General features: G+C 62.8%; 26 protein-coding genes and 1 tRNA gene. 10 read left to right on the top strand and 17 right to left on the bottom strand.

Annotated features, from left to right (window positions below; all coding sequences use genetic code 11):
- Positions 1-4 precede the first annotated feature (4 nt).
- The 11 genes from AC1RWL_RS18195 to AC1RWL_RS18145 form a co-directional block, all read right to left on the bottom strand.
- Positions 5-1,027 (bottom strand): sulfate/molybdate ABC transporter ATP-binding protein, encoded by a 1,023-nt coding sequence (locus AC1RWL_RS18195; RefSeq protein WP_493095380.1) that lies wholly within the window; start codon positions 1,025-1,027, stop codon positions 5-7.
- The gene (gene cysW, locus AC1RWL_RS18190; protein WP_493095381.1) at positions 1,024-1,920 is read right to left on the bottom strand and encodes a sulfate ABC transporter permease subunit CysW; all 897 of its coding nucleotides are present in this window, start codon (positions 1,918-1,920) and stop codon (positions 1,024-1,026) included. Before cysW ends, AC1RWL_RS18195 begins: the two co-directional genes overlap by 4 nt.
- Positions 1,921-1,922: 2 nt before the next feature.
- Entirely contained in the window at positions 1,923-2,744 is an 822-nt protein-coding gene (gene cysT, locus AC1RWL_RS18185; protein WP_493095382.1) for a sulfate ABC transporter permease subunit CysT, read from the bottom strand.
- A gap of 134 nt (positions 2,745-2,878) precedes the next feature.
- A complete protein-coding gene (locus AC1RWL_RS18180) occupies positions 2,879-3,862 on the bottom strand; it encodes a sulfate ABC transporter substrate-binding protein (protein WP_493095383.1) in 984 nt (327 codons plus the stop codon).
- 142 nt (positions 3,863-4,004) lie between these two features.
- Positions 4,005-4,877 (bottom strand): 3-hydroxybutyryl-CoA dehydrogenase, encoded by an 873-nt coding sequence (locus AC1RWL_RS18175; protein ID WP_256121418.1) that lies wholly within the window; start codon positions 4,875-4,877, stop codon positions 4,005-4,007.
- 146 nt (positions 4,878-5,023) lie between these two features.
- The gene (locus AC1RWL_RS18170; protein WP_493095384.1) at positions 5,024-5,953 is read right to left on the bottom strand and encodes an electron transfer flavoprotein subunit alpha/FixB family protein; all 930 of its coding nucleotides are present in this window, start codon (positions 5,951-5,953) and stop codon (positions 5,024-5,026) included.
- A 151-nt stretch (positions 5,954-6,104) separates the two neighbouring features.
- Positions 6,105-6,854, bottom strand: a complete 750-nt coding sequence (locus tag AC1RWL_RS18165) for an electron transfer flavoprotein subunit beta/FixA family protein (RefSeq protein ID WP_493095385.1) — start codon at positions 6,852-6,854, stop codon at positions 6,105-6,107.
- Between the two features lie 183 nt (positions 6,855-7,037).
- On the bottom strand, positions 7,038-7,823 hold the full coding sequence (locus AC1RWL_RS18160) for a rhomboid family intramembrane serine protease (RefSeq protein WP_493095386.1): 786 nt from the start codon (positions 7,821-7,823) through the stop codon (positions 7,038-7,040).
- A 56-nt stretch (positions 7,824-7,879) separates the two neighbouring features.
- Positions 7,880-8,455: a cob(I)yrinic acid a,c-diamide adenosyltransferase gene (locus AC1RWL_RS18155; protein ID WP_493095619.1), complete on the bottom strand. Its 576-nt coding sequence runs from the start codon at positions 8,453-8,455 to the stop codon at positions 7,880-7,882.
- Complete coding sequence (locus AC1RWL_RS18150) at positions 8,455-8,655, bottom strand: twin transmembrane helix small protein (protein ID WP_256119372.1); 201 nt, start codon at positions 8,653-8,655, stop codon at positions 8,455-8,457. Before AC1RWL_RS18150 ends, AC1RWL_RS18155 begins: the two co-directional genes overlap by 1 nt.
- Positions 8,656-8,755: 100 nt before the next feature.
- Positions 8,756-9,604, bottom strand: coding sequence for an SDR family oxidoreductase (locus AC1RWL_RS18145; RefSeq protein WP_493095387.1), 849 nt, complete (start codon positions 9,602-9,604; stop codon positions 8,756-8,758).
- Positions 9,605-9,801: 197 nt separating this feature from the next.
- Between AC1RWL_RS18145 and AC1RWL_RS18140 the strand changes: the two genes are divergently transcribed.
- On the top strand, positions 9,802-10,746 hold the full coding sequence (locus AC1RWL_RS18140) for a YihY/virulence factor BrkB family protein (RefSeq protein WP_256119374.1): 945 nt from the start codon (positions 9,802-9,804) through the stop codon (positions 10,744-10,746).
- On the opposite strand, the gene gluQRS is transcribed toward AC1RWL_RS18140, so the two are convergent.
- The gene (gene gluQRS / locus AC1RWL_RS18135; RefSeq protein WP_493095388.1) at positions 10,693-11,601 is read right to left on the bottom strand and encodes a tRNA glutamyl-Q(34) synthetase GluQRS; all 909 of its coding nucleotides are present in this window, start codon (positions 11,599-11,601) and stop codon (positions 10,693-10,695) included. The two genes, AC1RWL_RS18140 and gluQRS, sit on opposite strands and share 54 nt — an antisense overlap.
- 66 nt (positions 11,602-11,667) lie before the next feature.
- On the opposite strand from gluQRS, the gene AC1RWL_RS18130 reads away from it, so the two are divergent.
- Both AC1RWL_RS18130 and AC1RWL_RS18125 read left to right on the top strand, forming a co-directional pair.
- Entirely contained in the window at positions 11,668-12,318 is a 651-nt protein-coding gene (locus tag AC1RWL_RS18130; RefSeq protein ID WP_439631901.1) for a DNA-3-methyladenine glycosylase family protein, read from the top strand.
- 104 nt (positions 12,319-12,422) lie between these two features.
- On the top strand, positions 12,423-12,980 hold the full coding sequence (locus tag AC1RWL_RS18125; protein WP_256119377.1) for an HNH endonuclease: 558 nt from the start codon (positions 12,423-12,425) through the stop codon (positions 12,978-12,980).
- Positions 12,981-13,048: 68 nt separating this feature from the next.
- Here the strand turns inward: AC1RWL_RS18125 and AC1RWL_RS18120 are convergent, their stop codons facing one another.
- Complete coding sequence (locus AC1RWL_RS18120; RefSeq protein WP_493095389.1) at positions 13,049-13,558, bottom strand: disulfide bond formation protein B; 510 nt, start codon at positions 13,556-13,558, stop codon at positions 13,049-13,051.
- A 171-nt stretch (positions 13,559-13,729) separates the two neighbouring features.
- Here AC1RWL_RS18120 and AC1RWL_RS18115 point away from each other — a divergent pair.
- The 5 genes from AC1RWL_RS18115 to AC1RWL_RS18095 all read left to right on the top strand — a co-directional run bounded on the left by AC1RWL_RS18115 (position 13,730) and on the right by AC1RWL_RS18095 (position 16,187).
- Positions 13,730-13,814 (top strand) — tRNA-Leu (locus AC1RWL_RS18115).
- A gap of 525 nt (positions 13,815-14,339) precedes the next feature.
- The gene (locus AC1RWL_RS18110; RefSeq protein WP_493095390.1) at positions 14,340-15,299 is read left to right on the top strand and encodes a calcium-binding protein; all 960 of its coding nucleotides are present in this window, start codon (positions 14,340-14,342) and stop codon (positions 15,297-15,299) included.
- Positions 15,300-15,416: 117 nt separating this feature from the next.
- Positions 15,417-15,569 carry a hypothetical protein gene (locus AC1RWL_RS18105; protein WP_493095391.1) on the top strand — a complete coding sequence of 51 codons (153 nt, stop codon included), beginning with the start codon at positions 15,417-15,419 and terminating at the stop codon, positions 15,567-15,569.
- A gap of 15 nt (positions 15,570-15,584) precedes the next feature.
- A complete protein-coding gene (locus tag AC1RWL_RS18100; protein WP_493158418.1) occupies positions 15,585-15,878 on the top strand; it encodes a DUF982 domain-containing protein in 294 nt (97 codons plus the stop codon).
- A 141-nt stretch (positions 15,879-16,019) separates the two neighbouring features.
- Positions 16,020-16,187, top strand: coding sequence for a hypothetical protein (locus tag AC1RWL_RS18095; protein WP_439617984.1), 168 nt, complete (start codon positions 16,020-16,022; stop codon positions 16,185-16,187).
- 769 nt (positions 16,188-16,956) lie between these two features.
- Here AC1RWL_RS18095 and AC1RWL_RS18090 read toward each other — a convergent pair.
- Positions 16,957-17,766, bottom strand: a complete 810-nt coding sequence (locus tag AC1RWL_RS18090) for a M10 family metallopeptidase C-terminal domain-containing protein (RefSeq protein ID WP_493095392.1) — start codon at positions 17,764-17,766, stop codon at positions 16,957-16,959.
- Between the two features lie 175 nt (positions 17,767-17,941).
- On the opposite strand from AC1RWL_RS18090, the gene AC1RWL_RS18085 reads away from it, so the two are divergent.
- Positions 17,942-18,205 carry a BON domain-containing protein gene (locus AC1RWL_RS18085; protein WP_493095393.1) on the top strand — a complete coding sequence of 88 codons (264 nt, stop codon included), beginning with the start codon at positions 17,942-17,944 and terminating at the stop codon, positions 18,203-18,205.
- Between the two features lie 76 nt (positions 18,206-18,281).
- Positions 18,282-19,925, top strand: a complete 1,644-nt coding sequence (locus AC1RWL_RS18080) for an AMP-binding protein (protein WP_493095394.1) — start codon at positions 18,282-18,284, stop codon at positions 19,923-19,925.
- Here the strand turns inward: AC1RWL_RS18080 and AC1RWL_RS18075 are convergent.
- From AC1RWL_RS18075 to secA, 3 genes are all read right to left on the bottom strand, one after another.
- Positions 19,922-21,193, bottom strand: coding sequence for a GNAT family N-acetyltransferase (locus AC1RWL_RS18075; protein WP_256119384.1), 1,272 nt, complete (start codon positions 21,191-21,193; stop codon positions 19,922-19,924). The genes AC1RWL_RS18080 and AC1RWL_RS18075 overlap by 4 nt on opposite strands.
- Entirely contained in the window at positions 21,183-22,610 is a 1,428-nt protein-coding gene (locus AC1RWL_RS18070; RefSeq protein WP_493095395.1) for a lipopolysaccharide biosynthesis protein, read from the bottom strand. Before AC1RWL_RS18070 ends, AC1RWL_RS18075 begins: the two co-directional genes overlap by 11 nt.
- A 268-nt stretch (positions 22,611-22,878) precedes the next feature.
- On the bottom strand, positions 22,879-25,605 hold the full coding sequence (gene secA, locus AC1RWL_RS18065) for a preprotein translocase subunit SecA (RefSeq protein ID WP_256119386.1): 2,727 nt from the start codon (positions 25,603-25,605) through the stop codon (positions 22,879-22,881).
- Positions 25,606-25,830 lie beyond the last annotated feature (225 nt).

The following is a 25,830-nucleotide window of genomic DNA, read 5'->3' as shown; positions in this document are numbered from 1 at the left end:
GGCGTCAGGCGGTCGCGTAGACGCGCGGCCGGCGGATATCGATGAAACCCTGCTCGCCCTTGCGATGGGGGAATTCCGGCGCGGTGTCGAATTCGACCGGCTGACCGCTGCCGGTCATTGCCAGCACGCGGCGGGAATCCGGCCGGTCGATGACGCGCAGGATTTTTGCGGCAATGCCGTGCCCATCCTCGCGCCAGGTTACATCCGCCGGACGGAACAGGATCTGCCCGCCGCCATCCGCCACGTCGCCCGCGTCGAAGGCAATATCGTCGACATAGGCCTTGCCGCCGCGGATATCGGCGTCGAGCCGGTTGGCATCGCCCAGAAAATTCATCACGAAGGCATTGGCCGGCGTGCGGCAGACGGCCTCCGGCGTGCCCTCCTGCACGATCTTGCCCTTGTCGAGGATGACGACGCGGTCGGCGAGGTCGAGCGCCTCTTCCTGGTCGTGGGTGACGAAGATGGTGGTTATGCCGAGTTCGTCGTGGATTTTTCGAAGCCAGCGGCGCAGGTCACGGCGCACATTGGCGTCGAGCGCGCCAAACGGCTCGTCCAGCAGCAGCACACGCGGATCGACCGCGAGCGCGCGCGCAAGCGCCACACGCTGGCGCTGGCCGCCGGAGATCTGACCGGGGAAGCGATCCTTGAGGCCGCCGAGCTGCACGAGGTCGAGCAGTTCCTTGACCCGCTCGGCGATGGCCTGCGGCGAGCGCTTCACTTTGGAGACCTTCATGCCGAAGGCGATGTTTTCGCCCACTGTCATATGCGGGAACAGCGCATAGTGCTGGAAGACGAAGCCGACGCCGCGTTCGCGCACGGGAATGTCGGTGGCGTTCTCGTCGCCGAAATAGATCGCGCCGCCATCGGCATATTCAAGGCCGGCGACCATGCGCAGGATGGTCGTCTTGCCGGAGCCGGAGGGGCCCAGCAGCGCGACCAGCTCACCGCTTTCGATATCGAGCGAGACGCCGTGCACGGCGCGGAAAGTCTCGAACGTCTTGACCACGTTGTCCAGGCGGATCTTCAAGGTTTTGTCTCCGGAATGATGCTGTCGGCGCCGGTAAGCGCCGTCGGACGCTGCACGCGGCCTGCACCCTGCCGCTCCAGCGCCACCTTGGCGATGAGCGTGACGATGGCGAGGCCGGCGAGGATGGATGCGGCGGCAAAGGAGCCGGCCGCGTTATAGTCGTGATAGAGCAGCTCGATATGCAGCGGCAGCGTGTTGGTCTGGCCGCGGATATTGCCCGAGACGACAGAGACCGCGCCGAACTCGCCCATGACGCGCGAATTGCACAGCACCACGCCGTAGAGCAGCGCCCATTTGATATTGGGCAGCGTCACGGAGATGAAGGTGCGCCAGCCGCTGGCGCCCAGCGACGTCGCCGCCTCCTCCAGATCGCGGCCCTGCGCCTGCATCAGCGGGATCAGCTCGCGCGCCACAAAGGGCGCCGTCACGAACATGCTGGCCAGCACGATGCCGGGCAGTGCGAAGAGTATCTTGATCTCCATCGATTGCAGCGCCGGACCGAACAGGCCCTGCAAGCCATAGACGAAAAGATAGGAGACGCCCGCGACGATCGGCGAGACCGAGAAGGGCAGCTCGATGATGACGGTCAAGAGCCGCTTGCCGCGGAAATCGTGTTTGGTGATTGCCCAGGCGGCCGCCACGCCGAAGGCCGTGTTGATCGGCACGGCGATGAGCGCGGTGATGACGGTCAGCATGATGGCGTGGCGCGTATCCGGATCGGCAATCGATTCGGCGAAATAGACGATGCCCTTGGAAAAGGCCTCGACGGCGATGACGACGAGCGGGGCGACGATCATCAGCCCGACGAGCACGAGCACGATGCCGAGCAGCACGCCACGAAAGATCTTGTTGTCGCCGACGCGGGGCGGCTTGCCCTTCCTGTTATGCGCCATCGTCAGCCCCTCACCGTGTAGCGCAGGGCGCGGGCCTGCATCAGATTGGTGATGGCGAGCATGACGAAGGCTGTCAGCAGCATGACGGAGGCGATCGCGGCCGACGCCGGATAGTCGTATTCCTCCAGCCGGATGAAGGCGAGCAGCGCGGTGATCTCCGTCGAAAACGGCTGGTTGCCGGCGATGAAGATGATGGCGCCGAACTCGCCGAGGCTGCGCGCAAAGGAGAGCGACACGCCGGCCAGCAGCGCCGGCGTCAGGAGCGGCAGGATGACGCTGACGAAGATCGAAAGATCGCTGGCGCCGAGCGTCTGCCCCGCCTCTTCCAGCGCCGGGTCGAGCTCTTCCAGCACCGGCTGCACCGTGCGCACGATGAAGGGGATGCTGGTAAAGCTCATCGCGACGATGATGCCGAGCGGCGTATAGGCGACCTTGATGCCGAGCAGTGACAGCGGCCCGCCGAACCAGCCGTTCGTGGCAAACAGCGTGGTCAGCGCGATGCCGGCAACGGCGGTCGGCAGCGCGAAGGGCAGGTCGACCAGCGCATCGACGAAACGACGGCCGGGGAAACGATAGCGCACCAGCACCCAGGCGAGCGACAGGCCGAAGAATAGGTTGAACACCGTCGCGGCCAGCGCGCAGAGCACGGTCACGCGGTAGCTGGCGAAGGCGCGGTCGGACGAGATGATGCGCCAATAGTCTTCCGGCCCGAGGCTCGCCGCCTTGAAGACGAGCGCGGCCAGCGGCAGCACGACGATGATGCCGACATAGACGAGGGTTATGCCGAGCGCGAGCGGCAATCCGGGCAGTACACGCCGTCTCAAAGCGCGCGTCCTTTCTCAAGCAATTCCAGGAAAAGTGCGAAGCGGTTTCCATCCGGAATGCGTCGCGCTTTTCATGCCAACAACCGGCGGGCTTTTTGCCCGCCGGTTGCCGGAAAAACAATGGCTTTGGACGATCAGCGGCTGCCGTAGATCTTGTCCAGCGTGCCGCCTTCGGCAAAGTGCTCTTCGGAAATCTTCTTCCAGCCGCCGAAAACGTCATCGACATTCACGAGGCGGATTTCCGGGAACTGGTCCTTGAACTCGGCGGCGACCTTTTCGTCAAGGACGCGGTGGCCGAATTCGGCGGCGATCTTCTGGCCTTCCGGCGAATAGAGGAAGTCGAGATAGGACTTGGCGAGATCACGGCTGCCCTTGGCATCCGCCACCTTGTCGACGATCGCGACCGGGAATTCGGACAGCAGCGAGACCGAGGGAACGACGCTTTCGAACTTGTCCTGGCCGTACTGCTTGGCAATACCCTTGGTCTCAGCCTCGAAGGTCACGATCACGTCGCCGATCTCGCGCTCGACGAAGGTCGTCGTCGCCGCACGGCCGCCCGTGTCGAAGACCGGCACGTTGTCGAAGATCTTGGTGACGAATTCCTCGACCTTGGCCGGATCATCCTTGAAGGCTTCCTTGGCGTAGGCGGTGGCGGCGAGATAGGTGTAGCGCGCATTGCCCGAGGTCTTCGGGTTCGGGAAGATGACCTTCACGTCGTCACGGGCGAGATCCGACCAGTCCTTGATGTTCTTCGGGTTGCCGGCGCGAACCAGGAAGGACGGGAAGGAGTAGAAGGGCGAAGCGTTGTTCGGGAATTTTGCCTGCCAGCCTTCCGCGACGAAGCCGTTCTTCGCCAGGAAATCGATGTCGGTCACCTGGTTGAAGGTCACGACATCGGCCTCGAGGCCTTCGACGATGGCGCGCGCCTGCTTGGAGGTGCCGCCATGCGACTGGTCGATGGTGACGCCGGGATGCTCCTTGATGAAGGCTGCGTTCTCCGCCTCGAAGAGTTCGCGCGCCACGTCATAGGAAGCATTGAGGAGCTTGTCGGCGGCATGCGCGGAGAACGGCGCGGCGAGGCCGAGGAGAGCCACGCCGAGAAGGAGCAAACGTTTCATCTGGAAAACCCCGAATGTGAAATTGAATTCGGGCAGACAATAGCGACCGGCCGGTGGCGATCCGAGACATGGGCCTGTCGCCACCGGGGCGGCAGGCGAAACATTTTTCCCTGAAAGGCAGGCTTGGCGGAATCTCCGCCGCTCAGCGCGTCGGAATCGGAACCTCGCCGCGATAGTCGTAGAAACCGCGGCCGGACTTGCGGCCGAGCCAGCCGGCCTCGACATATTTCACGAGCAGCGGGCACGGGCGATATTTCGAGTCGGCGAGCCCGTCATGCAGCACCTGCATGATCGAAAGGCAGGTGTCGAGGCCGATGAAATCGGCCAGCTGCAGCGGCCCCATCGGGTGGTTGGCGCCGAGCCGCATCGCCGTGTCGATGGCTTCGACCGAGCCGACGCCTTCATAAAGCGTGTAGATCGCCTCGTTGATCATCGGCAGCAGGATGCGGTTGACGATGAAGGCCGGGAAATCCTCGGCGACGGTGATCGTCTTGTCGAGCTTGGTGACGAATTCCTTGGCGGCCGAAAAGGTGACTTCCTCGGTCGCGATGCCGCGCACGAGTTCCACCAGCTTCATGACCGGAACCGGGTTCATAAAGTGGATGCCCATGAAGCGCTCCGGCCGGTCGGTGGCGGAAGCAAGGCGGGTGATCGACAGCGAGGAGGTGTTGGTGGCGAGGATCGCTTCCGGCTTCAGCACGGAACAGACCAGGCCGTAGATCTTGCGCTTGACGGTCTCGTCCTCGGTCGCCGCCTCGATGACGAGGTCGGCGTCGGAGAGATCGTTGATGTCGGAAGACCCCTTGATCAGGGCGAGCGCCTTCTTGCGCTCTTCGTCGTCCATCTTGCCGGAGGAGACCTGGCGGGCGAGGTTGCCGTTGATCGTGGCGAGCCCGGCCTCGATGCGCTCCGGCGACAGGTCGTAGATATGGACCTTGTACCCGGCCATGGCCGAGACATGCGCGATACCGCACCCCATCTGGCCCGCACCCACAATACCGACGTTCTTGATCATAGCGCCAACCGCCTCGCCACACAGTCTGCGCCTCTAGGCGCAGGCAAAAAAACACCGGGCCGGTCGAGCCGGCCCGGTGAAGTGATAAAGGGACGCGACGTATATTTCCAGTGAAATCATCGTCGCAAAGCCAGGCCCTTGCCGGCTCAGAGCGCCTTCTGCAACTCCGGCAGCGCCTCGAAGAGATCCGCCACAAGCCCATAATCGGCGACCTGGAAGATCGGCGCCTCCTCGTCCTTGTTGATCGCCACGATCACCTTGGAGTCCTTCATGCCGGCGAGATGCTGGATGGCACCGGAAATGCCGCAGGCGATATAGAGCTGCGGCGCAACAACCTTGCCCGTCTGCCCGACCTGCCAGTCGTTCGGCGCATAGCCCGCATCGACCGCAGCGCGGGAGGCACCAACGGCAGCGCCGAGCTTGTCGGCCACCGGCAGGATCACTTCCTGGAATTTCTCCGACGAACCGAGTGCACGACCGCCCGAGATGATGATCTTTGCGGATGTCAGCTCCGGACGATCCGACGAGGACAGAGCATCCTTGACGTGGGTCGAGAGGCCGGGGTTAGCCACGGCCGAGACGCTTTCGATCGATGCACTGCCGCCCTCGCCTGCTGCGGCGAAGGACGCCGTGCGCACCGTGATCACCTTCTTGGCGTCGGTGGACTGCACCGTCTGGATCGCATTGCCCGCATAGATCGGACGCTTGAACGTATCGGCGGAGACGACCTCGATGATTTCCGAGACCTGGGCGACATCGAGAAGTGCTGCAACACGCGGCAGAACGTTCTTGCCGACGGAGGTCGCGGCCGAGACGATTGCCTCATAGCCGCCAGCCAGCGACACGATGAGCGCTGCCAGCGGTTCTGCCAGATTGTTGGCAAGGGTTTGATCCTCGGCGACGAGGACCTTGGTCACGCCTGCGAGCTTTGCCGCCTGTTCGGCTGCGGCCTTGGCGCCGGCACCGGCGACGAGCACATGCACGTCGGACCCGATCTTCGATGCCGCCGTCAGCGCCTTCGCCGTCTGGTCGGAAAGGTGGGCATTGTCGTGATCTGCCAGAAGAAGAATGGCCATGATGATGTCCTTTGGAAAATAGTTCGGTCCCGAAACCCGTCAGGCCCTGCCGAAAACGGTGGGGCGCGAGAACCGGCGCGCAGCGTACGTCAGTACGTGAGCACCGGAAGCGCAGTGCCACGCCGTTTGCAGGCGGGCCTCACGGGTTTCCTTACAGCACGCCGGCTTCGTTCTTAAGCTTGTCAACGAGTTCGGCGACGCTCTTGACCTTGACGCCTGCCTTGCGGCCGGACGGTTCCTCGGTCTTCAGCACCTTGAGGCGCGGGCTCGTGTCGACGCCGAAGTCGGATGGCGTCTTCTTGTCGAGCGGCTTCTTCTTCGCCTTCATGATGTTGGGCAGCGAAGCATAACGCGGTTCGTTGAGGCGCAGGTCCGTCGTGACGACCGCCGGGAGCTTGACTTCGATGGTCTGGAGACCGCCGTCGACTTCGCGGGTGACCTGTGCGGAACCGTCACCGATCTCGACCTTCGAGGCAAACGTCGCCTGTGCCCAGCCGAGCAGCGCCGAGAGCATCTGGCCGGTCTGGTTGCTGTCGTCGTCGATCGCCTGCTTGCCGACGATGACGAGGCCTGGCTGTTCAGCTTCGGCGACACCCTTGAGGATCTTCGCCACGGCGAGCGGTTCGACGGCGTCGTCCGTCTCGACCAGCACGGCGCGGTCGGCGCCCATGGCGAGTGCGGTGCGCAGCGTCTCTTCGGCCTTGGCAGGACCGATCGACACGACCACAACTTCCGAAGCCTTGCCGGCTTCCTTCAGCCGCAACGCCTCCTCGACCGAAATCTCGTCGAACGGGTTCATCGACATCTTCACATTCGCTAGCTCGACACCCGAGCCATCCGCCTTCACGCGAATTTTGACGTTGTAATCAACGACCCGCTTTACAGGGACCAAGATCTTCATGGCTTCCTTCCTTCATATGCCCGCGAGGGAAAATGCGCCTTTCAAAGGCGCCCTGATTGTCGGTTGGCGACATCGATACGCGTTTTTTCCCCAAATACAATGCGCCACAGGCCCTCCTCACGCGAAAACGCAGGCGTTATAAATTACCTTTACGTTCACGTCAATTTTCTCCACGAGACGCCATCATCGCCCCCAATGGGTGGGCGGCACGGAGGGGCCGGACGACGTCTCCTCGGCGGGAACCGGCGTCGCTTCGACATGCCGGACGGCCTTCGGCGTGACGATCGTGCGGTCGAACAGCGGCACGCCCCGCCGGCGCATGACGAGGACGAGAACCGCGCCGGCAAGAATGCCGCCGACATGGGCGCCCCAGGAGACGCCGCTGTCGCCATCGACCACCAGCATGTAGAATTGCTGGGCGATCCAGAAGGCGAGCGGAATGACCGCCGGCAGCGGCAGGGGAATGCGGAAGAACACCAGGACCCAGACGCGCACCTTCGGATGCAGGAGGAAATAGGCCGCCACCACGCCGGAAATCGCGCCCGAGGCGCCGATCAGCGGCGCCTCCGAATTCATCTGCACGAGGCCATGCACCAGCGCGCCGGCGGCCGCGCACAGCAGGTAGAAGATGAGGAAGCGGATATGGCCGAGCGCATCCTCGACATTGTCGCCGAACACCCAGAGGAAAATCATGTTCGAGGCGAGATGCATGAAATCGCCGTGCAGGAAGGCATAAGTGATGTAGGTCGCATCCTCCGGCACCAGCACGAGGCTCGGCTCCAGGTCGGCGAAATCGAAGACGACCGCGGGAATGTAACCGAGGCCGACCACCGCCGCATCGTTGAAGTCCTGCGTCGAGGCGAGGCCCGTCACCAGCCAGACGACGACATTGATCACGATCAGGCTGATCGTGACATATTGCACCTTGATGTATTTCAGGGCGTTGGCGTCGTGCAGCGGTATGAACATGGATCCCCTTCCCCAAAGGATGGCTGCGCACTTTTGCTAAGCTGCTTGCGACGACCTTATCTGTTCTGCCCCGGAACCCACAATATGTCCGTGCTGCCCTTGTCGTTGACCCAGCGGGCGGCGACGAAGAGGAAATCGGACAGCCGGTTGATATAGGCGACGGCCGCGGCCGAGACGGTTTCCCCGCTATCCTGAAGCGCCACGATCCGCCGTTCCGCCCGGCGCGCGACGGTGCGCGCCACATGGAGTGCGGCCGCCGCCGCCGTGCCGCCCGGCAGCACGAAGGAGCGCAGCGGTTCGAGATCGGCATTGAGCGTGTCGATTTCGCTCTCCAGCCGGTCGACCTGCGCCTGCACGATGCGCAGCGGTTCGTATTCCAGCTTCTTGCCGGTATCGGGCGTGGCGAGGTCGGCGCCGAGATCAAAGAGGTCGTTCTGGATGCGCATCAGCATCCGATCGAGCTCCGGATGGCCTGCGAGATGCTGGCGGACGACGCCGATGCAGGAATTCGCCTCGTCGACCTCGCCGTAGGATTCGACGCGCAGGTCGTGCTTTTTGCGGCGCGGGCCTGCCACGAGGCCGGTCGTGCCGTCATCGCCCGTGCGTGTGTAAATCTTGTTGAGCTTCACCATCATCCGCGCCCGCCGCCCGTGATCCACAGGGTCAGCATGATGAGCACGATGGCGATCGCCTGCAAGAGCACGCGCGCCTGCATCAGCTTGTTCGAGGTATTGCCGTTGCCGCCCTTGGCCATGTTGGCAAGACCGCGCACGAGCACGATGACCACGAGGCCCATGACGAGCAGGGTCATGAAGGTGAGAAAGGAAGACATGCCAACGATCCGATTTGATTTCTGTCAGCCCTATTCAAATAGGGCATTTGGGCGAAATAGCACGCGATTTGACAACGAATGCCTGCGACGCCGCGCCGCGTCAGCCGAGTTTGCCGATGATGCGGTAGAACAGCGCCGCCGGCAGCAGCTTCTTCAGCAACGCGCCCTGCTTGGCCGGCGTCGTCACGATATAGTGCGGCCGCGGCGCCTTCGCCGTCAGCGCGTGGCGCAGCACGGCATGCACCGCCTCCGGCCCGAGTTTTCCGGGCGCGGGCTTGGCTTCGCCGCGCAGCCGCTGGAGCTGCCGGCGATATTCCTCCGCATGCACCGAGTTTTCCAGGTCGATGTTGCGCTCGATATGGGTCAGCGCATTGGCGGTGAAGCGTGAGGTGATAGGCCCCGGCTCGATGAGGCTGACATGCACGCCGGAGCCGGCAAGCTCCATGCGCAGCGTCAGCGACAGCGCTTCGAGCGCGAATTTCGAGGCATTGTAGGCGCCGCGCCAGCGATAAGGCACGATGCCGAGGATCGACGAGCATTGCACGATGCGGCCGGCCCCCTGTTTGCGCATGGTCGGGATCAACCGCCGCGTCAGGTCGTGCCAGCCGAAGACATTCGTCTCGAATTGCAGGCGTAATGCCTCGACCGGCAGGTCCTCGACGGCCCCGGCCTGCCCATAGGCGCCATTGTTGAACAGCGCATCGAGCCGCCCGCCGGTGCGCGCCAGCACCGTCTCGACGAGGGCCGCGATCGTCTCCGGCTTGGTATAGTCCATCAGCAGCGCCTCGATGCCGTCGGCTTCGAGGCTCGCGAGATCCTCCTCGCGGCGCACCGTCGCGAAGACGCGCCAGCCCTCCGCCTTCAGCGCCCGGGCGCAATGCGCGCCGATGCCGGAGGAGCACCCGGTGACGATGATGCTCGGCAGGGAGGTCGCTGTTGGAGAAGACATGGCGGTTTCCTGTACAAATCTGCCTGGGTTTCCCATATTCACCATTCCAGCAACCTCTGTCTGTCATCCAGGAGGCACAAAGGTCGCCGTAGAACGTTGAACCGGGCATAAGCCCTTAAATCGATTCTGATTTACGGGCCATGCCCGCGCAGACAATGAGAGACCGGCGACGGTCGCAAAGGGACTGGACATTGCTTATGCCAACCGTCATCCGCCTTGCCTACAAGGTCGTCTTCGACGCGATCTGGCACTTTTCCGAGGACGACGGCTGGGCGATGGCGAGCCATGTCGCGCTGTCGACGCTGCTTGCGATCTTCCCCTTCCTGATCTTCGGCACCGCGCTCGGCTCCTTCCTCGGCGCCGACCAGTTCGCCGAAACCGCCGTGCACCTGATCTTCGACACCTGGCCGGAATCGATCGCCGCCCCCATCTCGCGCGAGGTCGTCGCCGTACTCACCATCCCGCGCGGCGGGCTGCTGACGGTCTCCGTGCTCGCCGCCGCCTATTTCGCCTCGAACGGCGTGGAGGCGCTGCGCGTCTCGCTCAACCGCGCCTACCGGGTCGCCGAGACGCGCTACTGGTACGTCACGCGCCTCGCCAGCTTGGGCTTCGTCATCGCCGGCGTGCTGGCGCTGGCCGTCATCAGCATCGTGCTCGTCGCAGCCCCCCTTGCCGTGCGGGCCACGGGCGACTGGCTGCCGTGGCTCACCTATATCTATTCCTGGGTGGAGAGCTGGGGCCTCTTCGGCACGGTGCTCGTGCTGCTGGTCGGCCTGCTGATCGCCCATCTCTGGCTACCGGCGGGCCGGCGCAAGATCGCCGACGTGCTGCCCGGCATCCTGCTCACGCTGATCGCCTGGGGCGTCGGGGCCTATATCTTCGCCTCCTATCTCGCCACCTTCGCCAATTACGTCTCGACCTATGCCGGCCTCGCCTCGATCATGATCGCGCTGGTCTTCCTCTACATCGTCGGCGCGATCTTCATCATCGGCGCGGAAATCAATGCGGCCCTGATGAAATACCGGGTGAAACACCTGATCCTCGACAAGGTGCGCGGCGTGAAGAAACCGCAGGCCGAGGACGACCCGTCAATGGAAGACGAAGCCATAGCCCGCGAGCAGGGCGCGAATGCCGGCCGGTGACACGCCCTTGTCACGATAGGCCGCGATCCCCGTATCCTGGTTGCTCTTGGAGAGTTTTCGCCCATCCGGCCCCGGCACCAGCCCATGGTGGCGGTACGCAGGCACCGGCAGGCCAAGCAGGCTTTGCAGCAGGCGGTGCACGGCCGTCGCGTGAAACAGATCCTGCCCGCGCACCACGTCGGTAATGCCCTGCGCCGCGTCGTCGAGCACCACCGCGAGATGATAGCTCGCCGGCGCATCCGGCCGCGACAGGATGACGTCGCCCCAGCGCTCCGGCTTCGCCGCCACGATGCCGGTCTCCCCTTCCGGCCCCTCGCCCGCCTCCGACCAGTCGAGGATGGCCGGCGCCAGCGCCCGGGCCTTGTCCATGTCGAGCCGCCAGGCATGCTGCCGCCCCGCCGCGATCCAGGCGAGCGCCTGGTCCCGGTCGAGCGCGCGCTCCTCGGTCGAATACAGCGCCGCGCCGTCCGGATCGCGCGGCCAGGTGCCGCCCGCCGCCTCATGGGCCTGGACCCGCGCCTTCACCTCGCCGCGGCTCAGAAACCCCGGATAGAGCACGCCCATCGCCTTCAGCCGCTCCAGCGCCTCGCCATAGAAGGCGACATGCTCCGACTGGCGGCGCACCGGCTTTTCCCAGTCGAGCCCGAGCCAGGCGAGATCGCGGTAGATCGCGGCTTCGAATTCGGGTCGCGAGCGGGCAGGATCAATGTCTTCCATGCGCAGCAGGAAACGGCCGCCGCAGGCTGCGGCAAGGTCGTGATTGAGGATCGCTGAAAGCGCATGTCCGAGATGCAGGAGGCCGTTCGGGCTCGGCGCAAAACGAAAGACACGATTTTTTGACAAAGCGCTTGGCATGAGGTCTTCTGGCACGAAGAGGCGTGTCGCGTCACTACGGCATCAGGGCCGCTTGAAAAAATGCAGTTGCACATGATCAGGACGGAGGCGGACGTCGCGGCGGGTCTCGTCGACCTCGCGCTGCTCGACGCACGCCTTTTCACCGTCATCGACAAGGCCGGCCCCGTGCCGTTGCGGCGCCTGGCGCCCGGCTATCGCGGCCTTGCCGGCATCATCGTCGCGCAGATGGTGTCACGCGCCAGTGCGGACGCGATCTGGCGCCGGCTGGAGGAGGCGGCAAGCGACATCACGCCCCATCACATCCTCGACCTGTCCGATGAGGATTGCCGCGCCATCGGCCTGTCGCGCGCCAAGGCCGAAACGCTGCGCCGCGCCGCCGACGCCGTCGACCGGGGCGAACTCGATCTCGACGCGATCTGTCACATGGAGGCGACGGCCGCGACCCGCAAGCTGACCGCGATCAAGGGCATCGGCCGCTGGACGGCGGATGTCTACCTGCTGTTTTGCGGCGGCCACCCGGATATCTTCCCCTCCGGCGACATCGCGCTGCAAAATGCCGTCGCGCATGCCTTCGGCCTTGCCGTGCGTCCGGGGCCGCAGGAGCTCGACCGGATCGCCGAAAGCTGGTCGCCCTGGCGCGGCGTTTCGGCCCGGCTTTTCTGGGCTTATTATTCGCGCGAGATGCGCCGCGAGGCCGTCCCGGTGCTCGAAGGCTGAGGCTCGCGAAATACGTTGTTTTCGCTTTTCCTTTCCGGCTTCACAATGCTGTAACAACGGGCCTAATATAGAAGGGCAGATGCCGAATCGATCAGGAGAAGCCCTTGACGATTTCTGTTTCACCACAGGCCCTGCCAGCCCTTGTATTGAATGCTGACTACAGGCCGCTGAGTTATTATCCCTTGTCGCTCTGGTCGTGGCAGGACGCGATCAAGGCTGTGTTTCTCGACCGCGTAAACATCATCGCCGAATACGACCATTCGGTTTCCTCCCCGAGCTTCACGATGCGCCTGCCGAGCGTCGTGTGCCTGAAGACATACGTGCAGCCGTCACGCCACCCGGCCTTCACCCGGTTCAACGTGTTCCTGCGCGACAGGTTCGAATGCCAGTACTGCGGGTCGCCGGACGACCTGACCTTCGACCATGTCATCCCGCGCGCCCATGGCGGCGAGACAACCTGGTGCAACGTGGTCGCCGCCTGCTCCCCATGCAATTTGAGAAAAGGCAGCAAGCTGCCGAAGCAGGCGGGCATGCTCCCGCATCAGAAGCCCTACCAGCCGACGGTTCAGGATCTGCACAACAACGGGCGACTGTTTCCACCCAACTATCTGCATGAAAGCTGGATGGACTATCTCTACTGGGACGTCGAACTGCAACCCTGACGCAGGCTGCGTGAACGGCAAGACCGTTTCACGTCAGCGACATGCGTGACACGAAGGGTTGCGGCATCTCAGGCTTTCGCGGACCGCGCGCCCGAAAAGGCGATTGCGGCGAGGATGACGCTTGCGATCACATTCCAGCCGGCAAAGGACAGGCCGAGCAGGCGGAACGACGCCTCCGTGCAGGAGGGGCCGTGTTTGGTGTTGAGATCGGAGAGCAGGTCGCCGGCATTCTGCGTGACGCCCTGCGCCGTGGTCGCGCAGGTCGCAGGTCCTTCCCAGAAACCCCATTCGACGCCCGCGTGGTAGACGCCCATACCCGCACCGACCAGCATCATGATGCCGGCAATCGCCAGCAACAGCCGCGTCAGCCAGGCCGGACCGCCGAACAGCGCCGAAACCAGCGCCGCGACCGCAACCGGAATGCCGTAATAATAGGGATCGCGCTGCAACAGGCAGAGCGCGCAGGGAATGTAGCCGCCGATATGCTCGAAGGCGAGCGCGCCACCGACGGTCGCCGCCATGCCGAGCGTCAGGAGGCCTGCGGATGTCTTGCGGGAAAGGTCGAGGGGTGCAGTCATCAGGATCGTCCAATCGGGCCGGCGGGGGTGCCGGCGGAACGGCGCCGAGTTCTATCAGGCGGCGCGCCGTTGTAAATCACCCGCACGGATAAGTGATCATGCCCGCCCCCGGATTTGCCGGTTGCCGCCCGCGAAAGCTTCGTGTAAACGGCGATGGCTCACAAGTGCCGTGCCCCATTGGCGGAACTGGTAGACGCGCTCGACTCAAAATCGAGTTCCGAAAGGAGTGCTGGTTCGATTCCGGCATGGGGCACCAAAATTTTCATAGAAACGCTGGTTTCTCAGGCTATACAGCGGAAGGATTTTTCCTGAATTCACCGTTGAATGCGGTCGCCGGCCCTATTCGGTTCCTTCACCGGCCATATGTCCAGCCCTGCACGGCCACCTCGCGTGATCGTCTCAACCGACACTCACGGCGATCCTGTAAATACTGCTTCATTCACGATTTGCACCGGGATACTTCGAATGCGGGCTCATACTCAAGCAAGTGGTCGCCCTTGTTCGGGTGGCTTAGTGAAAGCGTAATCTGGTTCAAAAAAGCGCTATATTAATAGAAGATTCAAAGGCTTAAAAAGTTTCGTTAGATAGGCTGCGGAACACCGCATCCCAGTAGCGCGGCATCACGTATCGTTGAGATACAATCCAGGAATGATCTTATATGATTGTTTGCCACTTTTTGGGGTGAATCGCTTTGGTTGCAATTCTTTAATACTCCTCTCCTGATACTTGCACCTGCCCACATGGGCTCGTGCAACAGAGGTCCTTCAAGGAGGAGTAAATTATGGCAAAGACCTATTTTCTCACCGCCGACAGTGACACGTTTGTTTTCGGCGATCGGCAGGGAAGCGTATTTTCCCAGGGAGGCAACGATACGGTTGTCGGTAACGACGGCGAAAACAGGATCGGCCTCGGTTTTGGCGATGACAATGCCCAGGGTGGTGGCGGCAACGATGTGATCTGGGGGAACGCCGGCAACGACGAGATCGATGGGGGGGCCGGCAACGACACGCTGTTCCACGGCGCCGGCGACGATATCGTCCGTGGTGGTGCGGGTAACGACCATGTCTACGGTGGCCCCAACATCTCTCCAAATTCCGGTGCTGACGATATCGACGGCGGCGCCGGCAACGACACCGTCTATGGCGGCGACAGGAACGATACGATCCGTGGCGGTAGCGGCAACGATGAAATCGGCGGCGGCGCAGGGGATGACATTCTTTATGCCGACGCGAACGACACCGTCTACGGTGGCGACGGGGTCGATACCGCCTATGTCGAAGGCGACGCTCAGGACTACCTTATCTCGCTGAGGGTCGATGGTGGTTTCAACCTCCTCGGCAATGGCGGTACACAAAACATCTACAGCGTCGAAAAGATCGTTACCGGCGACAATACTGTCCTCGACCTGAATCTGGGAGTGTCGGAGTTGACCGGCGCAGTTGATGACCTGCTGGATGGTCTTGGTGTTGGCAATCTCCTTGACGAACTCGGCCTTGGCGGCGTGCTCGGCGGCCTTGGCGTCGACGAATTCTCGCTGGAAAGCCTGGTCGATGGGCTGGATCTTGATGACATTCTGTCATCTCTCGGCGGCCAGAGCGGACTTGAAGATGGTTTGACGAACCTCCTCAACTCCAATGGGCTCGGCAATCTTGTCGGCGACATTCTCGACGACTTGGGCGGCGTGCTCGACGGTCTGCTCGGTGGCCTCGGACTTGGATCGCAGCCCGACCAGCTTCTCTAAGAGCGAACTGCGAAAGACGTATTTGGTGCCGGCCCCGTTTTCTTCGGGGCCGGGCAACAGCGAAAAGTATCTTGAAGCTATCGCCTGCAATCTAAACGTTTGATGCGGAGAGCGACAATGCAGAAAGCGACTTTCGGCAAACGCAGCAACGAAATGGCGGAACGCTACATCGAAAATGGAGACGCGCCCGCGGCACGTACCTTTCTATATGGCTATGCGACCTTCCTAGTCGCAGGCTTGTTAACTTCTGCCGTACTCCTAATCGCTTGAAACGAAACAAAAAACGTGAATTTGTTTCAGTGTGCGAGGGTCACGCTCGTGGGCAAGCAGCATGTGTCCGCATGGAAAGCGCCGATCGTAGTTTTACTGGACGGCGAAAGCAGCCTCATTGCGATACATAACGTATGCGAGGCGGCGCGGTTTCTCGTTGGCAACTGTCCTCCAGTCCCTGGAATTGCGTTTAGGAAGGCCGTTTCGACGTGTTTTGCCGCGCTTGAAGGCGAGGTGGACAGTGAACGCGCGAGATTGGCATTTCTGGCAGCCGCGCATGAGGCCGGAATTGCCATAACGCTGGTTTAACCATTTCCATAGCTGCCAAGACTTGTCCGTATTGAACAAAAATGGGCCAACCGTGTGCAATTAAGGTCTCGTTAAAGGGATGAGAGCATCCTATAAGTTGTATGAGGTTTCTGTTTTGCAACGTTGGCGCAGGAGGCCTGGATGCAGAATATCAAGCAGGAAATCAATCATCTCTTACTGATGGCAAAGCTCTTAGCTGCGCAGCATAACGACCCGATGTTATGCTACTTCATCAACATGGCTATCGATCAGAATCGTGCTTCTTCACGTTCAGTCCCCAAAATCAAACCTGAGACGGACGCTGCCTGACGGCAGTGCCGCAGTGAAAACTATTACACGCGGCTGACACAGGTTGAACGACTGCGATACGTTTATCCGTGGTCTGAAGATCAACCTCGGGCCCGAGCGCCGCGGATTAACGCATGTAGATGCCCTGTCGGTTCAGCCACTTGTGCCTGTCTCTGCCCTCGCGTGACAGACAGGAGCGATTTCACTGCTACCGGCCTCTTACTGAGTTTCGGAAGGTTACGCAGTTGGAATGGGCTGCAACAAAGTTTTCCGTATCGCTGTAAAGTATCAATGATAGTCATTTGCCCTTTTTGGCGCACATATTCGCGCGCACTAACGGCTCGTTCATCACTTAATTAGCACATCATAAAATTACCTGGACTCCACCCCGACCCAGGTTCACCCTCCCACGCATAGTCCAAGCTCCGCTTCGACTATCAGCGACTTCAGCTCCGTCTGCCGTCAAGGGCCAACCAGCTGCGTGGGCGTCCATGAAATATCTGATCATCATCGTTACGGTGGTTTGCGCCATGGCATGGGACTTCACGCAGAACCACGGCGCTTACACGTCGCGGACCGTGCGGAATGTGCATCATTTCATCCAGAGCACGCTTTAGGCCAGCGCGCCATTCCGGCCGAAAACCCCGCGCTCAAAAAACCTGCATTTTAGCGGGAACAAATTTTGCACAGCCGCATTTTACGGCTGCAACTGCAGACACCCCCGGATGCGGTTGTGAGGGGGACCCGAGAGCGATGTGCACGCTCTTGGGTCTCAACCATCCTGGGGTCTTCAGAGAATGAAATCGGCCTTTGTGAAATCGATCGACGCGTCGATGCGGATCGAGAAATCGGCCCTGCCGTCGCCATCGACGTCGCCGTGGAGAAAGGTATCCCCGCCCTTCTTCTCGTAGCGCAGTTCGCCCGCATCCTTGGAAAAGGCCTTGTCTGCGATGAAGCTGAACGCCTGGTTCTTGGCGAGCGTCGTATCAGCATCGATCGCCTTGAGGTCGATCCTGTCCTTTTCCGTCTGGCTGAAATCGACGATCGTGTCGCGTCCACCCGCGGCAACGGTCGAATCCTTCACCGAGCGGAAGACGAACGTGTCCGCCCCCGCGCCGCCATGGAGCTTGTCGGCGCCCGCGCCGCCTTCCAGCCGGTCGTTGCCGGCATAGCCGTAGAGCGTGTCGTTGCCGGCCCCGCCCCAGAACGTATCGGCATATTTGGTGGCTTTGATGACGTCATTGCCGGAGAGAAGCGTGTCGAGGAAGGTCTTCGTGCTGCCGCTGTCGAGCGCATCCGAGAGTTTTTTGCCGGCGAGCGAAAGTTTTGTGATGTCGAGCAGCGCCTGACCTTCGGACACCGCCTTGAAAGACGTGATCGTTCCCGATGTAATGCCGGAGACTTCCTTGTCGTCGAAGGTGTATTTCAGCTTCGAGCCGCCGATCGCCATGTAGTTCTTTGCGTCATTTGAGAACTTCAGCGAGGTCGATGTTACTTTTTCGTGCTCGTAGTCGAGAATGTCATGCAGTTTTTCCGAAACGAACTTGCTGAAATTGGCGCCGGATTTCGATGTGAAACCGCTAATATTGATGGAACTCATAAACACGTCCTCGCTGGAGATGCCGATGCTTAACGCGGGTGCTCAGGCCCGGCAACCGCCGTTTCGGCACAGGGCTGTCCAACATCGAAGCACCCCTAACCATCCCTTAAACCGCCATGAACAAATCCGATCTTTCAGCGTTGTCCACCGAACCCGCCATAGAGGAGCGCGCGCCATGGTCTTCAAGGAAGGCACCTTCAAGGGCGAACCGCCCGAACATTTCGATGGCCCGCACCCCGCCTGGTTGGAGGCCGCGGTAGCGGATGCGCTTTCGCTGGCCGGCGACGTGGACGCCTCCGACATCAGGGTGACCTGCAAGGGCACGCGCATCATCCTCACCGGCAGCGTCGGCTCCGCCGCGGAGGCGGAGCGGGCGAGCGCGATCGCAGCTTCGCTCAAGGACGTCACGGAGGTGGACAGCCGCCTTTCCTGGCTCTGAGCCCCACAAAAAGCCGCCATTGCCGGCGGCCCCTCCGGAATGCTAGGTGCAATGCAGCAAACTGGAGTGCCGCCGGATGCTCGACGAGAGACCGACCTATGACGCGCTGTACCGGGATTTTCGCTGGAAGATCCCGGAACGGTTCAACATCGGCACCGCGGTCTCCGACGCCTGGGCGGCGCGTGAGCCCGACCGCGTCTGCCTCCAGCATTTCCTGCCCGACGCCCCGCCGCTGGCGCTGACCTATGGCAAACTCGCCGCCCGCTCGGATGCCTTTGCGGCTGCGCTTGCCGCTGAAGGGGTAAAAAAAGGCGACCGCGTCGGCATCCTGCTGCCGCAGGGTTTCGAGACGGTCATCGCCCATGTCGCGATCTACAAGCTCGGCGCCATCGCGTTGCCGCTGGCGCTGCTTTTCGGTGCGGATGCCCTGCTCTTCCGGCTGCATAATGCAGAAGCCAAGGCGATCGTCACCAACCGGTTTGGCGCCGAGCGCCTGCGGCCGATCCGCGAGGCGCTTCCGACGCTGGAGCTGGTGGTGACCACCGACCCGGTCGCCGATCCCGCGGAAAAGTCCTTCCACGACCTCGCCGCCCGGCATGCCGGCCCCTTCGAGGCCGTCGACAGCGGGCCGGACGATCCGGCGATGATGATCTACACGTCGGGCACGACCGGTCCGCCGAAGGGCGCGCTGCACGGCCATCGCGTTCTGCTCGGCCATGTGCCGGGCTTCCAGATGCACCATGAATTCCTGCCGCAGCCGGGAGACCGCATCTGGACGCCGTCCGACTGGGCCTGGGCCGGCGGGCTTCTCAACGTGCTCATGCCGGCGCTGCTGCTCGGCGTGCCGGTCGTCTCCTCGCCCGGCCAGAAATTTGATCCTGACATGGCCTACCGCATCATGCAGGACATGGACGTGCGCAACGCCTTCATCCCGCCGACGGCGCTGAGATTGATGAAATCGGTCGCCAATCCGCGCGAAAAATACCGGCTGAATCTCCGCACCATCGGCTCGGCCGGCGAATCGCTCGGCCGCGAGACCTGGGAATGGGTGCGCGACACGCTCGGCATCACGATCAACGAATTCTACGGCCAGACCGAGTGCAACATCGTGCTCGGCTCGATCGGCAAGCTCGGCGTCTCGCGCCCGGGGCCGATCGGCAAGCCGGTGCCAGGCCATGTCGTGGCGATCATCGATGCGGACGGCCGGGAAGTGCCGCGCGGCACCGTCGGCCAGGTCGCGGTGAAGCGGCCCGACCCGGTGATGTTCCTCGGCTATTGGCGGAACGACAAGGCGACGGCGGAAAAATTCGTCGGCGACTGGATGACGACCGGCGATCTCGGCCGCATGGACGCAGAGGGCTACGTCACCTTCTTCGGCCGCGACGACGACGTCATCACCTCGTCGGGCTACCGCATCGGGCCGAGCGAGATCGAGGACTGCCTTGCCGGCCACCCGGCGGTGCAACTCGCCGCCGCCGTCGGCAAACCGGACGAGCTGCGCACCGAGATCGTCAAGGCCTATGTCGTGCTGCGTCCGGGCCAGACACCCTCGGAGGCGCTTGCCGCCGATATCCGCGAATGGGTGAAATCGCGGCTCTCCATGCACGAATATCCGCGCGAGGTGGAGTTCGTCGACAGTCTGCCGCTGACGACCTCGGGAAAAGTCATCCGCCACCTGCTGCGCAAGCGCGCCGCAGACGAGGCCTCATTCGCCGCTTAACGCTTAGCCAGCGAACGGATCTTGTCGCGCAGCAGCCGCGCCACGTTGCGCGTGTTGCGGTAGAGGTGGAGCTGGGCTGCGACCTGGCGCACGTCGCGGTCGCGGTTCTGTTGCAGGCCGACGACGAGCGTGCCCATGTCCTCGCGCTCTTCCCAGAACCGGCTCATCACCGGATGGTCCGGCACCGCGCAGGAATCCGAACGCGCGATATTGGCGTCGTCGAGATGCCATTCGGTGAGTTCGGCCACCAGCAGCTTGCCCGGCGAATATTTGGAAAACTCTTCGTCATAGGCCGTCTTCCACGTATAGGCCTCGCCGCCCGTCATGAAGACGATCATCGAGGCGATGGCGCGGCCGTCGAGGTCGAGCGTGTGGATGCGCACGCCGTCGGTTTCGGCAAGGTTGGTGATCGCCTCGCGGGCGAAGGCCGCGCGGTAGCGGTCGTTGATCATCGCCGTGCGGCCGCGGCCCTTCCAGCCGGCCGCCTCCAGCAATAGGAACTCCTCCATGCGCAGCCTTATGTCGGCGGGCTGGCGGGCGACGTTGTAGCTGAGCGCGCCCTGCTGGTCGAGCTTGCGCCATTGCCGGCGCAACTCGCGAAAATGCTCGGGCGAGATCGCCTTCTGCAAATAGGTCTGGCCGTCGAGCAGGCTTTCCAGCATCGGCCGGCGATAGGTATCGGTGACCGTGACCGGCAGGTTGCGACCGATCGCCACGGCGCGCATCAGCTGCGCGAAGGCGCCGTTGAGGCGCAGGTCCGGCAGGACGAGGATCGGCGGCAGGCCGGTGCCCGCGCTGCCGAGCGCGTCGAGCAGGTTGTCGAGCGTTTCGGCCGCCTCCTCCGCATCGACGAGCGGCGTGCCGAGCGGCCCGAAAGGATTGGACCAGGCGCGAAGAATGCTGGAGCCGATGGAGAAGCCGGGCTTTTCGACCGAGAAGGGCATCAGGAAGCGCATGCGGCTGCGCCCGTTGCTCTCGTCGCGGATGACCGAGAGGCGCACCGTGCGGTCTTCGAGGCGCGGCATGGCGGGTGCGAGAAACCGGCCGGTGAAGAAGACGTTCGGTTCCATGACGCGGTTCGACAGGAAATCGAGCTCCTGCTGCAACTCGTAGCCGGCGGTCGCGGGATAGAGTGCCAGCGAACGGCCCGGGCGGCCGACGGCGACGCGTTTGTCCGCCGGCGGCTGCGCCATCGGCGGGGCCGGCGGGATGGCGGCCTGGGCACGTCCGGCCGCAATGGCGTGGTCGAAGCCGTGGCTATCGGTCATGGCGGTCCATCCCGTTGACGAGGCTCGCCTTCACCGGATTGGCGAAGGCGAAGAGAATGATGGAGAGTTTCGTGCGCACCGCCAGGTGCAGCAGCACCGCCTCGACGATCATGGCGCTGGTGGTGGCGATCGCAGCACCCGTCAGGCCGTAAAGCGGAATGAGCGTGACGTTGAAGGCGATGTTCGCGGTGAGCGCCACCGCATAGACGGCGACGCAAAGCTTCTGTTCGCCGGACATGGTGAGCAGCACCTCGCCCGGGCCGACGAGCGCCTTGGCGAGGATGCCGACGAACAGGATGAACATCAGGCTGTAGCCCGCCGTGAAGGCCGGGCCGAACAGCGACAGCAGGAAATGCCCGACCAGCAGCACGCTGCCGCCGACGACGAGCGACGGCCAGAAGCTCCAGCGCACGGTCTCGCCGGCAAAACGCGCGAGCGCCACGCGGTCACCGGCGGAAAACATCGCGGAAAAACGCGGCGCCGCGGCCGCCTTTACCGAGAAGAACACGAAATGCACCAGCGCCATCGTCTTGGCGGCGGCAAAATAGATGGCGACGCTTTCCGGATCGAGGAACAGGCCGACGACGAGCACGTCGGAATTGGTCAGCATGAAGCCGAAACCCTCGATCAGGAAGATCGGCAGCGCCGCCTTAATCCACAGCGAGAACTCGATCTTGCGCGGCCCCGCGACATAGCGTTTTCCCAGCCGGCGCACGATGTTGAAGAACTGCACGACCGTGGTGAGGTAGGTGGCGGCAAGGGCTGCGACGATCGCCGTCAGCGCCGTATGCGGCGCGTCCAGCGAGATGGCGAGCATCATGAAGACGAGGATCAGCAGCGGGCGCACGATATAGGTCGGGCTCAAAGCCACGACCGCCCAGCTATGCGCGCGCGCCGTGCTTTCGAGCACATCGCCGAGCGCGATCATCGGCATGCAGAACAGGCCGATGAAGAGCGGCACGAGATAGTAGCCGGCAAAGGATTCGTGGAAGAGCCAAAGGCAGAGGAGGCCGACGGCGGCCAGCCCCGAGGATGCCAGCATGGCGAAGATGCGCGCAGTCGAGGTCAGGCCGCGGATTTCCGCATGCGCGCTGCGCCCCGCATAACCCGGCAGGAAGCGCACGATCGTCGTGTGGATTCCGAGACAGGAGAGATCGCCGAAAATGACGACGAGCGCCCAGACGAAGACGAAGATGCCATATTCGAACTCGCCCATCACGCGGGCGAGAATGATCTGCGAAATGAAGGCGATGGCCGCGCTTACGACGCGGATGGCGAAGGCGATCAACGCCATGCGCTGGGCGAGATTGCGGGGATCGTCGCTGGCGAGCGTGGCGGCAAGCGCGCGCACGAGCGGCTCCGCCTTGCCGCGCAGGCCGGATGGCAGCAACTTTTCCGCCGACTGAATGACCGCCATCAACACAGGAACCCGAACGCTACGCGAGACTATACAAAGGCCAGTCTTGTCAGATCAGGGTTAACAAACGGTTGGGTCGGGGCGTGAAGAGCCGCCCGGCGAGGAAAAGAAAATGCCGCCAACCTCTCCCCGTCATGGTCGGGCCTGACCCGACCATCCACGCTACGAGCACGCCGTTGGATCCTCGGCTCAGGGCCGAGGATGACGTCGCGGGTGGGGGGAAACCTGTCAGCAAAATGCCGCCCGGAGGCGGCATTTTCTGGGTTCATCAGGCCTGTTCGAAGGCGCCGTGGCAATGCTTGTATTTCTTGCCCGAGCCGCACGGGCAGGCCTCGTTACGCGAAACGCGGCCCCAGGTCGCCGGATCGTTCGGGTCGCGGTTTTCCGGTGCGACGGCAACGGCCATGAAGCCACCGCCATTGCCCTCGCCGAAATCGTCCTCGCCGGTCGTGCCGTCAATGTGGTGGCCTTCCATTTCCGGAAGGGCCGGTGCCGGTCCGTCGGCAGCCTGGCGCACCAGCTCGACGCGCATCAGCTGCGCGGTCACCGTCTGGCGCAGGTTCGCAAGCAGCGCCTGGAAGAGTTCGAAGGCTTCCGCCTTGTATTCCTGCAACGGATCGCGCTGGGCATAACCGCGGAAGCCGATGACGGAACGCAGGTGGTCGAGGTTGACGATGTGCTCGCGCCACAGGAGGTCCAGCGTCTGGAGCAGCACCGAGCGCTCGACATAGGTCATGATTTCCGGGCCAAAACGGTCGGCGCGGGCCTGCGCGGCCTCGTCGACGGTCGTCTTCAGCCGCTCCAGGATGTCCTTCTCGTCGATGCCTTCCTCGGCCGCCCAGGCGTCGATCGGCAGGTCGAGATTAAGCTGTTCGAGCACGCCGGCCTTCAGGCCCGCGACGTTCCACTGCTCCGCATAAGCGTTTTCCGGAATGTTCAGGCGGACGAGGTTTTCCACCACTTCGTGGCGCATGTCGGCGACGATGTCCGACAGGCTTTCGCTGTCCATCAGCTCGATGCGCTGCTCAAAGATCACCTTGCGCTGGTCGTTCAGCACGTCGTCATATTTCAGCAGGTTCTTGCGGATGTCGAAGTTGCGCGCCTCGACCTTCTTCTGCGCCCGCTCCAGAGCCTTGTTGATCCAGGGATGGACGATCGCCTCGCCCTCCTTGAGACCAAGCTTCTGCAGCATGGAATCCATGCGCTCGGAGCCGAAGATGCGCATCAGGTCGTCCTGAAGCGAGAGGAAGAACTTCGAGCGGCCCGGGTCGCCCTGACGGCCGGAACGGCCGCGCAGCTGGTTGTCGATGCGGCGGCTTTCGTGGCGTTCGGTGGCAAGCACGTAGAGGCCGCCGCCGGCAAGCGCCTGCTCTTTCAGCTTCTTCACCTCGGCGATGATCGCCTCGCGCTTGGCATCGCGCTCCGGACCCGGCTCCATTTCGGCGAGATCCCGCTCCAGGCGCATTTCGAGGTTGCCGCCGAGCTGGATGTCCGTGCCGCGGCCGGCCATGTTGGTAGCGATCGTCACGGCGCCGGGAACGCCGGCTTGGCTGACGATATAGGCTTCCTGCTCGTGATAACGGGCGTTCAGCACCTGGAAATCCTGGAAGCCGGCCATCTTGAGCCGTTCGGCAAGATATTCCGACTTCTCGATCGAGGTCGTGCCGACGAGGACCGGCTGACCCTTTTCGCGCGCATCCTTGATCTCCTGGATGATCGCCTTGTACTTCTCCTCGACGGTCCGGTAGACCTCGTCGTCCTCGTCGAGGCGCTTGATCGGCAGGTTGGTCGGCACTTCCACGACGTCGAGGCCGTAGATGTTGCCGAATTCCTCGGCTTCCGTCGAAGCCGTACCCGTCATGCCGCCGAGCTTGGAATACATGCGGAAATAATTCTGGAAGGTGATCGAGGCCAGCGTCTGGTTTTCCGGCTGGATCGTCACCTTTTCCTTGGCTTCAAGCGCCTGGTGCTGGCCTTCCGAATAACGGCGGCCCGGCATCATGCGGCCGGTGAATTCGTCGATGATGACGATCTCGTCGTTGCGGACGATGTAATCCTTGTCGCGGGTGAAGAGCTTGTGGGCCTTCAGCGCGTTGTTGATGTGGTGGACGATCGCGACGTTCTCGACGTCATAGAGCGATTCGCCCTTGAGAAGCCCGGCCTGGCGCAGCAGGTTTTCGAGCTTTTCCGTGCCGACTTCGGAGAAGTTGGCGGAGCGCTGCTTCTCGTCGATTTCGTAGTCCGCCTCGTCCAGCATCGGGATGAAGGCGTCGATCGTCGTGTAGAGGTCGGAGCGGTCGTCGAGCGGGCCGGAGATGATCAGCGGCGTGCGCGCTTCGTCGACGAGGATCGAGTCGACTTCGTCGACGATCGCGAAGAAGTGGCCGCGCTGCACCATCTGGCTGCGCTCGTACTTCATGTTGTCGCGCAGATAGTCGAAGCCGAGTTCGTTGTTGGTGGCGTAGGTAATATCGCTGCCATAGGCGGCGCGGCGCTGGTCGTCGTCGAGGCCGTGCATGATGACGCCGGTCGAAAGGCCCAGGAAGCCGTAGATCTTGCCCATCATCGCGCTGTCGCGCGTGGCGAGGTAGTCGTTGACGGTGACGACATGCACGCCCTTGCCGGCGAGCGCGTTGAGGTAGACGGGCAGCGTCGCCACCAGCGTCTTGCCTTCACCGGTCTTCATTTCGGCGATCGATTTTTCATGCAGGATCATGCCGCCGACGAGCTGGACGTCGAAGGGGCGCAGCCCCAGGACGCGCAACGCGGCCTCGCGGGCGACCGCGAAGGCCGGCACCAGGAGGTCGTCGAGCGTCTTGCCCGCGGCAAGCTGCTCGCGGAATTCCACGGTCTTTGCCCGCAGCGCCTCGTCGGAGAGCGCCTTCATCTCCGGTTCGAGCGCATTGATGGCGTCAACGCGGGGCTTGTAGGAGCGGATGCGGCGATCGTTCGAGGAACCGAACAACTTGCGGGCTATGCCGCCGAGGCTGACCATCAGGATGGTCCTTTCTTCATGGGCGCCCGGCGCGTGACAGGTCGCACGATATTTGCGCGCAAAGCCTTGAGACGCCCGGAAACTGTTCTGGACGCGGGATTGCGTGACAGATAAGAGGGGGGTCGAATGATGTCAACGGCTCAGGCGGTTGCACAACTGCCACATTCTGGTGGTGTTGAGCCGACTGGCACCGGATATCGGCCCGATTCCGGCGAGGATGTGAAA

The organism is Shinella sp. GW821-FHT10F02 (assembly GCF_058809275.1).
This window is presented reverse-complemented; position numbering and strand designations above follow the sequence as displayed.